We start from the raw sequence: 12,859 nt of genomic DNA, 5'->3' as shown, positions 1-12,859 counted from the left end.
GCGGGGAGGGGAGGGTGCGAAACGGGACGACATCGCCGCCCCGCTCTATAATGAGGCTTGTCGCTTACGCCTCGACGGCTTCCACGGCTCTCGGCGCGCTGCGGTTGAGGATGATTTCGATGCGGGCGATCTCGGCTGCGATCACGCCGGGTCGCTCGGACACCACGATGACAGGGCGAAGGACCGGACGGACAATGGCGAAAAGCGTCGCAACCCCCTCGATGGCCTCGGTCACGTCCACCAGCTCGCCCAGCCTGTCGGATTTCGTGACCAGAAGATTTCCGGCCAGCGGCGTCGGCGCGCCTGCGACTTCCGTCAGGCACGGCACGGTGTCGCCCAGCCCGTTGTCATCGACGATGATGTCGAAGCCGTTCACCCGCACGATATCGATCATGTCGCATTTCACGAAATCCTTGATCTCGGCATAGCTGCCTTCAAGGTTGATCGTCACCGGACGAATGGTGCCTGCCATCGGCTCGATCAGGAAGGCTTTGACTGCGCTCATTGTCTGTCTCCTGTTTTCCCGTTTCCCGAAGGGGGAGCCCCTTTCGGGCGAAGCCTCCCCGGTCTTTCCGGGGGAATGGCCTCTGACATTCCCCCGGACGGAGCGGGGAGGGCGACAGCCCGCCCTGCGGCTCCGGTCGGGCGGATCAAGGGGTCGTGACGGGGAAAAAACGGAAGGTTCAGCCGCAGGCGGAAAGCCATTTTTTTGCCGGCGCGACAAGCGGCTGTGCCGCGCCTGCCCCTTGATCCGAAAGGCCGGCGCTGTCATGGGGCGGAAACAGAGATGCGGCCCGGCGTCGGGCCTCAGTGCCGGGGGCGCAAGCCACCGACCGGACAAGCGATCGTTACCGGGATCGGCGGAGACGGCCGCAGGCAGGCTCCGTGCCATTGGCATAGAGCGCGGCCGACCGGAACGGGCGATGGCCTGACAGCATACCGAGGAACATCACATTCATGAAAAAACGCCCGTTTCCCACGAGGCTCCGGAAAACCCTTCGGCGCTATTGGGGAGCGCGGGTTTCCTCCGCCTGCTCCGCTCACCGACAAGCCGGCTCGCTCCGGCCGCGGCCGCGCCGTCCTCACGGCGCTGCGGCTGGAAAACGGTCTGCATCACCGGGAAAAATCAGCACGAAGAAGAGAAGAGCCAACAGATTGAGGCTCGGTCTATTCCGTCCTGCTCACCCGCGCAGCCGGCTCGGCAAGGAACGGCTTAAAGGCCGCGGCGACCTTGGCGAGAAAACCCTTGCTGAAGCTGCCCAGCATCTCGGCGTTGGGATCGTAATAGAAGGACATTTCCGCGATATCGTGGTTGAACTCCGAAACGGTGATCCAGGCGTCCTTCCAGTCACGGATGCCAGCGCGCCGGCATTCGAGCTGCGGGATTTCGAGCGCGGCTTGATCGGGACGTGGCGGCGTGCCGGAGATGGCTAGAATCACGAGATGGGTCTGCGTACCCTTGGGGATGGCCAGCACCATGCAGACGGGGCGTGACTTACGCCCTTCCGTTTCGCCCTTGTCGCGCTGCCACGCCCAGAGATACGGATAGCGAAAGATGGAGCCGTTGGCCGGAATCTCAGCCATCGGCGTCCGGCCCTTCCGCGATCAGGCGGTCCAGTTCGGGCATGATAAGATCGACCAATTCCTTCGGCGCTTCGCCCGCAGCATAAACGCGCCGGGGATCTCCCCGGCTTTTCATCGCCTCGAACTCATCGTAGGTCATGAGGACGTAGCGCGGCTTGCGGTGCTGCGTGATGGCGACCGGCTGGCGGTCCGCCGCCATGGTGACGGTCTTGATGTCGCGCAGCAGATCGACGGTGGTGAATTTCTGCATGGGCGGCCTCCTTCAACTAAGTCGAATTATACGAATAAATCGACTATTTCACAAGCCGAAAACCGTCGCCTGGGAATAGCAGCGGGCGCGGCGGAACACTGCAGAAGACCACCACCACCGAAAACCACCCGTTTCCCACGAGGCTCCGAAAAGCCCTTCGACGCTATTGCGGAAGAGCGGGTTTCCTCCACCTGCTCGCCTGGGGCTCGCTGCGGCCGCGGCCGCGCCGTCTTCACGGCGCTGCGGCTGGAAAACGGTCTGTATCACCATAATACAGTCGGCCACAAAGAGAGTGTTGGCTGGAAGCGAAAGCGTGAATCGATTTCATCGTCTCCATCCGCCGTTGGACATAACGGCGGGATCGAATCGTCGGAATGCTATTCTGAGAGGTCCCACGGATTGACGAGTGGGACACCCATGCCGTCGAAATCCCGGATGTTGCGTGTCACCAGGGTCATGCGACGGGTGAAGGCCGTCGCCGCGATATAGGCGTCGTTGATCGGCTTGGGATCAGGCACATGCCATCGGGCCGCCTGAACGGCCGCCGCCTCGTCCAGGGGCAGGATACGACCCGAAAACGTCGTGAGGACGGTATTTTCGAGCCAGTTGCGCAATACTTTTCCGGCGGCGGGATCATTGTGCTCCACCAGCCGCACACCAATTTCCAGCTCGTGCAGCACAACAGACGAAATGAAGGTCTCGGCCGGATCGACGGTTTCGTTCCAGACCACGACGTTGGGATGCGCCCTGCCGCTCGCAACCTTGCGCAGTTCGGACACGACATTGGTATCGAGCAACAGCATTAGGACAGATCGACCGGCCGGGCATGCTCGGTGCGCTGCGGGAGCGGCAAGTCGACGTCTTCCGCCCCTGGCGCGGCCAGCATGTCACCGAGCGTCCGCATCTTGCCGGTGAGCCGCTTGTACTCGTCAAACGACAAAAGCACATGCGCTGGCCGCCCCCTATCGGTGATGATGACAGGCCCCCCGTTGGCGGCCCGCTTTGCGCGGCCAAGATCTTGATTGAGTTCACGGCCTGAAAGTGTGGTGATGGCCATATCAAGCCTCCGAGAGTCGTGGTTACGTAACCACATTTAGTCCGTTTGAGCCGGAGTTGCAAGATGCCACTGCGCTGAGCGAACGAATGGAGCGTCGCGCTTCGCCTCGGGCGAGCAGGGGAGGGCCTTTGGGGCTCCTCTCGCACCGCTTTGCGCCCGCTCGATGCGGGCGCAAAGCGGTCACTGGCGCTGCTGCCCCTCCACGACGGGACGAGTGACAGGGTCGAACCCGATGACGGCCTCGTCGTCTCTCCTCTCGCCTTTCAGAAGGGTGATCGTGTAGCGGCTCGTTCGTGGTCCTCACTTTGCAAATTTCACTCCCATCTTCCACCATGGATCGTCAAAGTCCGGAATCTCGACGTCGCCACTTTGAAACCCCTCGATGGCGCTCTCGTGACCGGCCGCATCGATCTCCACGGTGATCCTGCATTCGGCGCGGAATGTTTGGATGATGGTAAGCGTCTGCTTGCTCACTGGCGTTTTCCTTTCCCGCTCGTGCCAACGACTAAAAGGCGAACGCGGCTTGACCGCTTGCCTGCACATAGGAGGCGCTATCGCCGGCTGCGTAACGCTCGCGCCCAAGCTCGGACCATTGGAGGAAACCGGCCCGATCATGGCGAAACCAGCCGTCCTCGATGCCGAAGATCATCCCCCACGCCACGATCTCGGCGGACAAGCGGCCGCTATTAATCGGCCAATGCTCCGCGCCCTTTTCCTGACGGCAAAGGCTCGGGGCCGAAAAGGCGCGGATGGTGGTGCTGCGCTCGCCGGGTTCTTGCGCGCCGGCCGCGTCCATGACCTTTCGGGTGTCGGCAATCGAGATGTAGCCGGACGCCTTTTTGTCCTCGTGATGGGAATAGCGGCATCCGAAGGCCACAGCCCGCATGATGCAGTGCGGCTCGGTGAATTCCCGCGTTTCCAGCAATTCTCGCCAATTCCCCGCCATGATCAGATCGACGGCGTGCCACCAGCAGGCGGTCGGCGCGGTGGAATAGTCGTGACGGTTCGGCGCGCCGTTGCGGGCGATTTCCAAACCCAGCATGGCCTCGACGTGGCGCACATAGGGATGGTCGGCCAAGAGAGGATGGCGAAGGCCGAGGGTACGCGGCTGATTGTCATCGGGGCGGCAAACCTCGATGGGAAAGCGGAACATGCGCGACGGCAGGTTCCACGGCGCAGGCAGATCGAAATTGTGCGGGACCGACAGGGAGTTGTTGATATCGAGAATAGCAAGGTTGGGCGCAAAGCCCTTCACCACAAGCGCAACGCCCAGCGTGTCGATGTTCGGGGCATCCATGATCATATCCTTGAAATCGTCGTCGAAGATTTCCGCGTGCGCCGAAGGGGAACAATCCCCCTCGGCCGGCCGGTGTTTCAGTAGCGCCATCACTCCCAGGGAATAACGGCCATCAGGTCTTCGTCGTCCTGACCGGGAAAGCGGCCGAGATTGGCATTGAGCCGGCCATGGCCGGTGTTCACGGAGAGGCTGAGATAGCCGCCGCCTTTCTGGTTCTTCTTCTTCCAGATGCCGCCGACTTCGATGCGCCGCCCACGCGGGGACTTGGCAAAGAGGCGATAGAGCGGCGCTTTCGCATTGGTGCTGGTGAAGGGTTCGCCGCTGATATCGAGGTCGTAAGAGATCGAGGCAATGTTCCCGCTGATCGTGTTGTCTTCGTTGACGCGGATGAAGTTGGAAAGTTCGGTCATGGTCTGTCTCCTGAGTTTGCGTTTCCCGAAGGGAAGCCCCCTTGGGCGAAGCCTCTCCGGTCTTTCCGGGGGAATGGCCTCTGACATTCCCCCGGACGGAGCGGGGAGGGCGACAGCCCGCCCTGCGGCGACGGTCGGACGGGTCAAGGGGTCGTGACGGGGAAAAAACGGAAGGTTCGGCCGCAGGCGGAAAGCCGTTTATTTGCCGGCGCGACAAGCGGCTGTGCCGCGCCTGCCCCTTGATCCGAACGACCGGCGCTGTCATGGGGCGGAAACAGAGGTGCGGCCCGGCGTCGGGCCTCAGTGCCGGGGGTGTAGCCACCGACTGGACAAGCGATCGTTACCGGCATCGGCGGAGACGGCCGCAGGCTGGCTCCGTGCTTCGCATAGAGCGCGTCCGACCGGGACGGGCGGTGGCCCAACTGGCATTTCTGCGAGTTGCCGATGCCAATCCTGCAGCGACGCTCCGATCCGACAGGGATGACTCGCTGAAGGAGAAAAGCAATGGAGACGGCGCCAACCCCCATCCTCTATACCGTGACCGGCAAGTCGCACCTTGGCGAACACCGCTGGGACGACCCTTCCGTGCCGGCCTATTTCTTCCAGGACAGGGACACGGCGAGACAGGCGTTGCTGGACTTGCGTGCTGATCTGCTGGCTGGTCTCGATCCCGACGATAGTCCGCTCTGCCTGGAAAAGATCGAAACCGTTCCGATGACGGCCGCCGCTATCATGGCTTTGCTGAATGACGGTTTTGCTGCCATCATCAATTACGCGGTCATCGAAACGATAGGCCCGGCACCCGACGCCGCCTGATGAAGCGATCAGTTGACGAGCGTCGGTCGCGGCAGCACCCGTTCGCTCACGGGGCAACCTTCCTGAAGCTTGGTCCAGGAAGAGACGTTAAGCTTCATCTCGCAGCGGGCAAGATAGGAACCGCCGTCGACACGAAGGCAGGATGTTTCGCCGAGCTTGAACATGACGCCGCGATTTCGGCATTTGCAGTTGTGGGCATCTGCCCCGGTATGGATCAGGGCCATGATCAGGCCGGCTACGAGCACTCCAAGACGCATGGCTGAGGCTCCTACCGATGTACAGCCAGACTACACCCGCTCCCCGACATCGTCAAAGTAGCCACCTGTCATCCCTTCGCCTGGATGGCTGGAAGGTTCCACGGGCGACGTTGCTCGGACAAGTGACCGCATATAGATTGCAACGACACCTGGGAGATCGGAACCATGGCGCTGAAGCGAATGGACAATGTCGGGATCGTGGTCGAAGACCTCGATGCCATGATCGATTTCTTTCTCGAACTCGGCCTTGAACTGGAAGGACGGGCGATGATCGAGGGCGAGTGGGCCGGGCGCGTCACTGGTCTCGGCGACCAGCATGTCGAGATCGCCATGATGCGGACGCCCGACGGCCACAGCCGGCTCGAACTCTCCCGCTTCCTCAGACCAACCGTTATCGCAGATCATCGAACTGCCCCGGTCAACGCTCTGGGTTACCTCCGCGTCATGTTTACCGTCGACGATATCGGCGAGACCCTCGAACGGTTGCACACGCACGGCGCGCAGCTCGTCGGCGAAGTCGTCGACTACAAGGACGTTTATCGGCTCTGCTACATCCGAGGGCCTGAGGGGCTGCTGATCGGGCTCGCCCAAGAACTCAGCTAAGCGCAATACCAGTTTCCGCCGCCATCAGGCGTAGGCGCCGACCGATAATAGGGAGAATAACATGGCTATGTCCGGCCATGAACGCGCTGCCTTCGAACGGCTACTGAAAATCGCGAGAAGCGACACCGGGCAGTCGCGGCGCGTGGCGGCGTTTATCCTGGCATGGTGGAACGCCGGCAGCCTCGGCGGTTTCGATCTGGCGGACCTCTTCGGCGTCGATCAGGCGATTGCCGCCGACATGGGAACGGTCTTCATCTGCCTCGGTCGCCAATCCGAAGCGTTCTATCCGGAAGACTATCAAACGGAGATCAAGGCACTTATCGAGGCGTGGCGGCCTGAGATCTGGGCCGCAAGCCAAAACTCACCGGCCTGACGGGCGGGAAGGGAGTTCGAGGGATGGGGCTTTGGGGCACCCCTCGTCCTGCCCCGCGCCGCTCGACGCGGTGAGGGGCAGGCATACGGCAACCGGCGCTGACCAAGTCGCGGTTCCACAAACGCAAAAAGACGTCCGACCTTTCGGCCGGGCGTCCCTGTATGAATAATAGGTCTGCTCACGCCTTTAGCGCGGCCATCCTTTCGCCCAGCAACCACAGGGCCTTGTTGAGCTTGATATCCTGATCAATCCCGTTGACGGCGCGGGATTTCACGCGGCGCGGCCTGCCGAGGTCGTCGCGGCCGACGCCACGCAAGCCTCCTTTGATGGCGTTTTCCTGAACCACGTTCCACGTCGTCCAGAGGTCGTTGGCGCGGTCGTCGTGGCGGCGGGGAACAAGCAACTGTTCCGGCTTGATCGGCGTGGTGGTCTCACCTTCATTGTCTCCGAAGCGAAGAACATGGGCGGCATCCGCCAGAATTCTTGCCTCCTCGGAGTTCATGCGCATGGTCGACCAATCCTGCGGGGCGGCAAGGGTGCGTTCGGCTTCGCCGAGGACACGATAGGTGCCCTCGATAACCTTGTGCTGCACGTCGCCGGAATGGCGGACCTTGATGGCGTCGATGGTGCCGGTCTGCGTCACCAAGGAATTCAGGCAACGGACGCGGAAAAGTCCAGCCATCAATTCGTAGGCGCTGGTTCCGTCATTGGCGTTTTTGAGGAGGATTTCGCAAACGGTGTCCCCGACATTATAGACCTTGCCGTCGCCGATGCGGCGCATACGGATAAGATGCTTGGTGAAATCGGCCTTGCCCTCGATACGGCTGCGGGACTGCTTCGCGCCGACCGGCATGAAACCTTCGTTCATGAGGCCGCGCAGCACCTCGATGGTCGGGATTGGTTTGAAACGCTCGGACCGGCTCTCATGGGCGGTCACGGCAAAGATCGACGGCGCGATGCGGCGCATTTCGGTTTCGGTCAGGGCGCGGCCGGTGTCGAAACGGGCGGTCTCGGTGTAGATGCTCATTGTCTGTCTCCTGTTTTCCCGTTTCCCGAAGGGAAGCCCCTTTCGGGCGAAGCCTCCCCGGTCTTTCCGGGGGAATGGCCTCTGACATTCCCCCGGACGGAGCGGGGAGGGCGACAGCTCGCCCTGCGGCGACGGTCGGACAGGTCAAGGGGTCGTGGCGGGGAAAAAACGGAAGGTTCGGCCGCAGGCGGAAAGCCGTTTTTTCGCCGGCGCGACAAGCGGCTGTGCCGCGCCTGCCCCTTGATCCGAACGACCGGCGCTGTCATGGGGCGGAAACAAAGGTGCGGCCCGGCGACGGGCCTCAGTGCCGGGAGCGTAGCCACCGACCGGACAAGCGATCGTTACCGAGATCGGCGAAGACGGCCGCAGGCTGGCTTCGTGCTTCGCACAGAGCGCGGCCGACCGGAACGGGCGGTGGCCCATGGCCTGCAGTCAGGATGGCTTCTTCGCGAGGAGATTGAAGAGCTGCGCGATGACATCGGTGGTGTAAACCTGTTCCCCGTCGCGTTCGTAGCTGAAATTCGAGATCCGGGACTCGACATAGACGAGATCGCCCTGCCCGACATTTTCTTCGATCCACGCGGCCTGCTTCTTGTCGAGGATCGTTACCTGTGTCCAGTCGGTGGCGGTTTTCCGCTCGCCGTCGGCCTGCCATTCGCGATTGGTGGCGATGTTCACCTTCAGCACATTTTTTAGTTTCAGGATGTTTCCGACGTGGCCGAGCAGGGTGTGACGGTTGACAGTCCGCATGGATTTAAACCTTCCTTAACCGCTAGAATCCGTTTATTTGTGCAACTCGAACCAATGCCGCTCGGTTTGGCCAGAGGTGTCATTCTTGATGTCGAAGAAATAAGGCTCTGACCTAAGCGGTCGAGACATGGAGACGGTTTGTATGCAGCTCCGCTGCCGATCAGAGTTGTAGAGGCTGTGCGTGTTGCCTTGGCAAACGTTGACTGTCTTGATGCACAGATCGCCTTCCCTGGCGAAGCCGTTGCGGTCTCTGCTGCTGCCCACCTGATATCCTTCCGGGCATTCCGCATATTGCTCGAAACCCGGCGCTCCGCTGGCTGCCTCCGGGCAGGCGGGCCAACTGAAACCGGGCTTCTTCATCGCAGACATCAGGCGGTTCATCGGTGGGAAACAGGCGGGCACGCCTCTCCAAGATGGATTGGACGACGAAGCGCAGAGCAAGACTTCGCAACCCCATTCGCTGCCCGCGGCGGGGGCCGCGAACACGGCGACCGCGAGAAGCACGCCGACGGTGACGTAGACAGGTTTGGAATTGACAGGCATCGGCCACCCTTTCTAGAAACACAACAATAAATAAATTATAGTTTATACGATGACGACGATCAAGCGCAAGAAGACCGACACTGACCTGGGGACGATGATCCTGCGAAACATGGCGATCGTCATGGAGCGCGAGCGAGAGAAGCGTGCCCTGACAAAAAAGGAATTTGCGCAACTCTGCGAGATTACCACGCCGTATTATTTCAGCATGCTTGACGCTACGGCGAACCCATCGTTGCAGGTCATTGCGCGGATCAGCTTAAATCTGAAGGTCCCGATGGAGGAGCTGTTGATGGGCGTTCGACCAAAAGATAGCTGAATCAGGTGGCCCAGGTCGCTTTCGTCGTCGTAAAAAGGCGCTGCACCAAATGTGAAATATAGTTTATCATTTTCCCCCGTATCAATGAGCCGGACGTGGCGTTCGGACCAATAGGGGATGATGGATGTTGAACTATCCGCTGATTTCGGCGCTGCTGCTAAACGCGACCACCGCAAGCGCGGGGGACAATCCGATGTGGCGCAGCAGCTTCACGTGGTCCTGCAAATTCACCTCGGTCATACGATGCGAGCGATCGGTCGATTGCGCATCAAGCGGCGAGGCGGGAAGGCTAGAGTTGGCCTACCGCGAGAACCATCTGGTTGACGGCGAGGGCCAGGCCCATCAGATCAAACGTCACTATGTTCAAACGGTCACGGACAGCCCGATCGTGAGCGAGGTAAAAATCGAGCTCGATACGAACGAAGTGCTCTGGCTTTCACCAGCCGATGGGGCAGGGGCATTTTCCGACAACTGGGTCGGTGTTATGCTATCGCCGAAAGCAGGTGTGATCGTTCAGGAGCTTCGACCACTGATCTGCAAGCCGATAAAATAGTGCGCCGCCGCCTCTGGTTATTGTGCCGCCTGATGAAAGTCGCTGATGATCGCGTCTGGACCCTGCTATATTTCCATCCCAGTGCCTTATGCGACCTGACGACTGTGTTTGAGCCTCAGCGCCCAAGCGCCGATAGTCTCGCTGTTGTCTGCCCTCTTCGCTCTAAGACGAGAGAAGCCGGGCACGAGGGTTAGCTTAACGTCGAACATCACCGGGATGGAGTAGATGTCCGCCGCGTGACGGTTCTGAAACGCTGCCTCAGCCTCTTCGACGAAGGTCGGTCCGATATCCCTGAAAACCGATAGCAGAAGGAGGACGATCGCTGTACCAGAGATTGCCAATGAGGTGCCGAACGGGGTTACGGCGGAGCTGGCAGCGGAGGCGAATGGATAAATCGTTGACGGTACGAACACGGCCACAACAAACAGGACTGCCTCCCACCAGAGGCGGGGCGCACGCGGCCTACTGTTTGACGCTTCAGACATTCCATCATCCATCGCTGTTGTCGGCGCGCCCAGACTCTTAGAGGATATTCAAAGACCGATCAACCAACGCATACCCGACTTTTGTCACGTTATATCATATCGTGTAAGTTTCATTATGGAACTAAGCTATTGATTCTATTACCTAGTAGGTGATTAGGCTGAAGGTGGCAAACGCACCTTCGTCTGTCGCTTGGGAAAGTTATAACCGACATCCGTCTTGATAGGCCCTCGCGAGTTCGACGTCGTATCGCCTCCCACACCTGCACGTAGACCTCTTCGCCCTCGTCATCGCAAGGCTGAAGCAGATAAGGTGGCGTGCCGGCTCATACAGAAGCGCCTGCTTCGTCGCCTCGGGTCCGCACGAAGATCATAGGCCCACAACAGGCATGCGCTGTGCAGGTGAGAGACGTTCGGCTCGTCCAACGGGGGCGATTGTTCAGGAGCCTGTCGCTTCATCAACACCATCGAGGGCTCGGTTGGGCGAGCAACACATTCCTCGTCTTCGCGCCCGTGGACTACCATGGAACTTACCCGTAGATCCAGCCGTGCGGGACCGAAGGGGCCTCCGTTCTGCCGCTCCCTTCATGTCGAACCGCTGGTTCCGTCACGTATTCCCGGCCGGTTTGAAAACCACGCGCACCTCAACTGTGGAATCGTATTCACCGCCACCTTGGAGGGGACGCTTCCATGAACGCTGAATCTGTGAATCTCTATCGTGGCGCTCAAGTTTTTGAGGGGGGTCGACCACCAAGGGCGAAGTGCTGACGTTTCCGGGCGCCCGCGCTTGCGAATTGCTCGATGGCCGGCCAACCAGTCGAGCCAGCGACGGCAGACGATCCGGATCGTGTTCGGGCGATGCCACCTTCGATTCATCCGGTTTTCCGTAACGGTGACCAGTCCCATCTGCGCCGCGTCGCGGATCGCGTAGCGCGCGGTCGTGCATCCGACGCCTGCGCGAGCGGCTATTTCCGGAAGCGACATGCCGGAAAACCCATGGTCGATGACGGCGCAGGCGATAACAGCGAGAACCGCCAGCTTGCTGACGGTAAGCGTCTTGGCGATGCATGTCGGAATGATGCAATCCTTGGCGAGCGCGCGGCGGCGCAGCCGGCCAGCCGCTCGTTTGCCCTCGGGAATGTTTAGCCGCCGGCAATTCGGTCGAATTGCCGACAGGGCGACGGGACCGACCGGCCCCCTGCCCGACCAGGGTTCCGTTCGAACCGTTCTGCGTTGATGCTCGATGACCGGCGCTAGATACTCCATCTCGTTGTCGCCCAATAGCCCTTCTCCATTCAAGATCCAGGCGGATTTTGCGCACTCGTCGATCTGCTGAAGGGTGCGCGCTGCAAGCAGGCGCGCCAATAGGTTCGGCCCATAGGCCGTCGGGGATGCGGCAAGCATGATCTCTCCTTTTTATCGGCGGCGGAGAGAAGTCCAAGACGCACGTATTCGTGGCAAGAATTAACTTGCAGCGGTCTCTTCAATGTGCGAGAAAATCGGTGGCTATAAGACTTTCCGCACATCATCGTGTGTCTCTGAACCTGTCTCTCCGAGGCGGGTTTTATTTTGTCTACGGCATAGGGCCTCCTTGGCTCGTTCGCTGACATAGCGAGTCGCAAAGCTAATTATATTTTACGGACGAAACAAACATAAACCTACCCATGCCGTGAAAACACCGCTTTTGACTCGTGTACGGGTTGCGCGCGACATTGGGCTTGGCGGAGGATTCGCCCGGCCCGCTATCACCTCATCGACTGCACTTGCGCTGACATGCGTGCGCAACGGACAGAGCGAACTATCATCCTCCTGGACGCCGGCGGCGCAGGGACGGTGACAGGAAAGGATGACCGTAAATGGCCATTGAGAATGCCGCTGAGCTGGTGAAACTCCTCGCCAACGAATTTAACCGCCGCGGAACCAAGCCTGACGAATTCGGCGAGCTGACTGGCATCTCCGAAGAGCGCCTTGAACTTCTCCGGAAAGGAGCGTGGAACAAGCTGACGCTTCGGGAAATCGCGATTATCAGCGAGACCCTTCACGTCGATCTCTGGAGGCAGTGACTATTCCTGCCTCAGCATCACGGAAGCGGGATGAACGAAGGTTCCAGCCCACAGGCCGTTTCGGTCTTCCTTCGCAGCAGATTCAGCAACGGCATAGGCCGACGATACCGGCGCTCCGGAGGGGAATACGGCGGCAAATGCAGCGCCCGAGGAAATGAGCGCGGTCCCAACATCGACGGTCGTCCCATCGATCTCGGCCGCGCAGACGACGAAGGTGGCGCCGTCCTTGGCGTCGCCGAGCGGCTGGCAGCCGACGGAGCCGGTCGAGAACAGTGCAGCAATGGACGCGATCGAACGCATCCCGCAATCGACATCTTCTCCCTTAGGTGAGCGATAGGTGTAGCGGCTTGCCAACATAAGCGCCTCTGCTCGCAAACATCGGCATTTTCTGCTCGAATTATCTGACAATGGAGCGGGCGTCGTGCTCACGCTCTTTGCCAATGTGCTCGCAAACATCCGGGTCTGCTTGCAAACATCC

At 60.4% G+C, this 12,859-nt stretch carries 21 protein-coding genes; 6 read left to right on the top strand and 15 right to left on the bottom strand.

From position 1 onward, the window contains the following. Positions 1-64 precede the first annotated feature (64 nt). From AC5XE7_RS17375 to AC5XE7_RS17340, 8 genes are all read right to left on the bottom strand, one after another. A complete protein-coding gene (locus AC5XE7_RS17375) occupies positions 65-505 on the bottom strand; it encodes a hypothetical protein (RefSeq protein ID WP_272809268.1) in 441 nt (146 codons plus the stop codon). Between the two features lie 662 nt (positions 506-1,167). After that, positions 1,168-1,584, bottom strand: a complete 417-nt coding sequence (locus AC5XE7_RS17370) for a hypothetical protein (RefSeq protein WP_272809269.1) — start codon at positions 1,582-1,584, stop codon at positions 1,168-1,170. Then, entirely contained in the window at positions 1,577-1,834 is a 258-nt protein-coding gene (locus tag AC5XE7_RS17365) for a type II toxin-antitoxin system Phd/YefM family antitoxin (RefSeq protein ID WP_272809270.1), read from the bottom strand. Before AC5XE7_RS17365 ends, AC5XE7_RS17370 begins: the two co-directional genes overlap by 8 nt. A gap of 377 nt (positions 1,835-2,211) precedes the next feature. Continuing rightward, on the bottom strand, positions 2,212-2,637 hold the full coding sequence (locus AC5XE7_RS17360; RefSeq protein ID WP_272809271.1) for a type II toxin-antitoxin system VapC family toxin: 426 nt from the start codon (positions 2,635-2,637) through the stop codon (positions 2,212-2,214). Continuing rightward, on the bottom strand, positions 2,637-2,891 hold the full coding sequence (locus AC5XE7_RS17355) for a type II toxin-antitoxin system Phd/YefM family antitoxin (RefSeq protein WP_272809272.1): 255 nt from the start codon (positions 2,889-2,891) through the stop codon (positions 2,637-2,639). The genes AC5XE7_RS17360 and AC5XE7_RS17355 overlap by 1 nt, the downstream gene beginning before the upstream one ends. A 300-nt stretch (positions 2,892-3,191) precedes the next feature. Further along, positions 3,192-3,365: a hypothetical protein gene (locus tag AC5XE7_RS17350; protein WP_272809273.1), complete on the bottom strand. Its 174-nt coding sequence runs from the start codon at positions 3,363-3,365 to the stop codon at positions 3,192-3,194. Between the two features lie 31 nt (positions 3,366-3,396). After that, positions 3,397-4,188 carry a hypothetical protein gene (locus AC5XE7_RS17345; RefSeq protein WP_495366998.1) on the bottom strand — a complete coding sequence of 264 codons (792 nt, stop codon included), beginning with the start codon at positions 4,186-4,188 and terminating at the stop codon, positions 3,397-3,399. Positions 4,189-4,277: 89 nt separating this feature from the next. After that, positions 4,278-4,598 carry a DUF736 domain-containing protein gene (locus AC5XE7_RS17340; protein ID WP_272809275.1) on the bottom strand — a complete coding sequence of 107 codons (321 nt, stop codon included), beginning with the start codon at positions 4,596-4,598 and terminating at the stop codon, positions 4,278-4,280. 504 nt (positions 4,599-5,102) lie between these two features. Here AC5XE7_RS17340 and AC5XE7_RS17335 point away from each other — a divergent pair. Continuing rightward, a complete protein-coding gene (locus AC5XE7_RS17335; protein ID WP_272809276.1) occupies positions 5,103-5,414 on the top strand; it encodes a hypothetical protein in 312 nt (103 codons plus the stop codon). Between the two features lie 8 nt (positions 5,415-5,422). Here the strand turns inward: AC5XE7_RS17335 and AC5XE7_RS17330 are convergent, their stop codons facing one another. Next, a complete protein-coding gene (locus tag AC5XE7_RS17330; protein WP_272809277.1) occupies positions 5,423-5,671 on the bottom strand; it encodes a hypothetical protein in 249 nt (82 codons plus the stop codon). 165 nt (positions 5,672-5,836) lie between these two features. Between AC5XE7_RS17330 and AC5XE7_RS17325 the strand changes: the two genes are divergently transcribed. Together AC5XE7_RS17325 and AC5XE7_RS17320 are read left to right on the top strand one after the other, a co-directional pair. Further along, positions 5,837-6,274, top strand: a complete 438-nt coding sequence (locus AC5XE7_RS17325; protein ID WP_272809278.1) for a VOC family protein — start codon at positions 5,837-5,839, stop codon at positions 6,272-6,274. 61 nt (positions 6,275-6,335) lie between these two features. After that, positions 6,336-6,647, top strand: coding sequence for a DUF7673 family protein (locus AC5XE7_RS17320; RefSeq protein WP_336314415.1), 312 nt, complete (start codon positions 6,336-6,338; stop codon positions 6,645-6,647). A 178-nt stretch (positions 6,648-6,825) separates the two neighbouring features. On the opposite strand, the gene AC5XE7_RS17315 is transcribed toward AC5XE7_RS17320, so the two are convergent. From AC5XE7_RS17315 to AC5XE7_RS17305, 3 genes are all read right to left on the bottom strand, one after another. After that, complete coding sequence (locus tag AC5XE7_RS17315; RefSeq protein ID WP_495366999.1) at positions 6,826-7,674, bottom strand: DUF932 domain-containing protein; 849 nt, start codon at positions 7,672-7,674, stop codon at positions 6,826-6,828. Between the two features lie 432 nt (positions 7,675-8,106). Beyond that, positions 8,107-8,424, bottom strand: coding sequence for a single-stranded DNA-binding protein (locus tag AC5XE7_RS17310; protein ID WP_272809280.1), 318 nt, complete (start codon positions 8,422-8,424; stop codon positions 8,107-8,109). 33 nt (positions 8,425-8,457) lie between these two features. Then, positions 8,458-8,967: a hypothetical protein gene (locus AC5XE7_RS17305; RefSeq protein WP_272809281.1), complete on the bottom strand. Its 510-nt coding sequence runs from the start codon at positions 8,965-8,967 to the stop codon at positions 8,458-8,460. A gap of 49 nt (positions 8,968-9,016) precedes the next feature. On the opposite strand from AC5XE7_RS17305, the gene AC5XE7_RS17300 reads away from it, so the two are divergent. Together AC5XE7_RS17300 and AC5XE7_RS17295 are read left to right on the top strand one after the other, a co-directional pair. Then, the gene (locus tag AC5XE7_RS17300; protein WP_272809282.1) at positions 9,017-9,283 is read left to right on the top strand and encodes a helix-turn-helix domain-containing protein; all 267 of its coding nucleotides are present in this window, start codon (positions 9,017-9,019) and stop codon (positions 9,281-9,283) included. Positions 9,284-9,407: 124 nt separating this feature from the next. Next, on the top strand, positions 9,408-9,836 hold the full coding sequence (locus tag AC5XE7_RS17295; RefSeq protein WP_272809283.1) for a hypothetical protein: 429 nt from the start codon (positions 9,408-9,410) through the stop codon (positions 9,834-9,836). 86 nt (positions 9,837-9,922) lie between these two features. Here the strand turns inward: AC5XE7_RS17295 and AC5XE7_RS17290 are convergent, their stop codons facing one another. Further along, positions 9,923-10,321 carry a hypothetical protein gene (locus AC5XE7_RS17290; RefSeq protein ID WP_272809284.1) on the bottom strand — a complete coding sequence of 133 codons (399 nt, stop codon included), beginning with the start codon at positions 10,319-10,321 and terminating at the stop codon, positions 9,923-9,925. Between the two features lie 582 nt (positions 10,322-10,903). Continuing rightward, positions 10,904-11,722: a hypothetical protein gene (locus AC5XE7_RS17285; protein ID WP_272809285.1), complete on the bottom strand. Its 819-nt coding sequence runs from the start codon at positions 11,720-11,722 to the stop codon at positions 10,904-10,906. 452 nt (positions 11,723-12,174) lie between these two features. Here AC5XE7_RS17285 and AC5XE7_RS17280 point away from each other — a divergent pair, with 452 nt between their 5' ends. Beyond that, entirely contained in the window at positions 12,175-12,381 is a 207-nt protein-coding gene (locus AC5XE7_RS17280) for a hypothetical protein (RefSeq protein ID WP_272809286.1), read from the top strand. On the opposite strand, the gene AC5XE7_RS17275 is transcribed toward AC5XE7_RS17280, so the two are convergent. Further along, positions 12,382-12,859, bottom strand: a 478-nt coding sequence (locus AC5XE7_RS17275; protein ID WP_495917900.1) for a thermonuclease family protein, incomplete at its 5' end; no start/stop codon positions are given.

It is taken from the genome of Aquamicrobium sp. YD-1-mutant5, assembly GCF_059509755.1.
The sequence above is the reverse complement of the archived record's forward strand: the minus strand, read 5'-3'. Positions and strand labels throughout refer to the sequence as shown.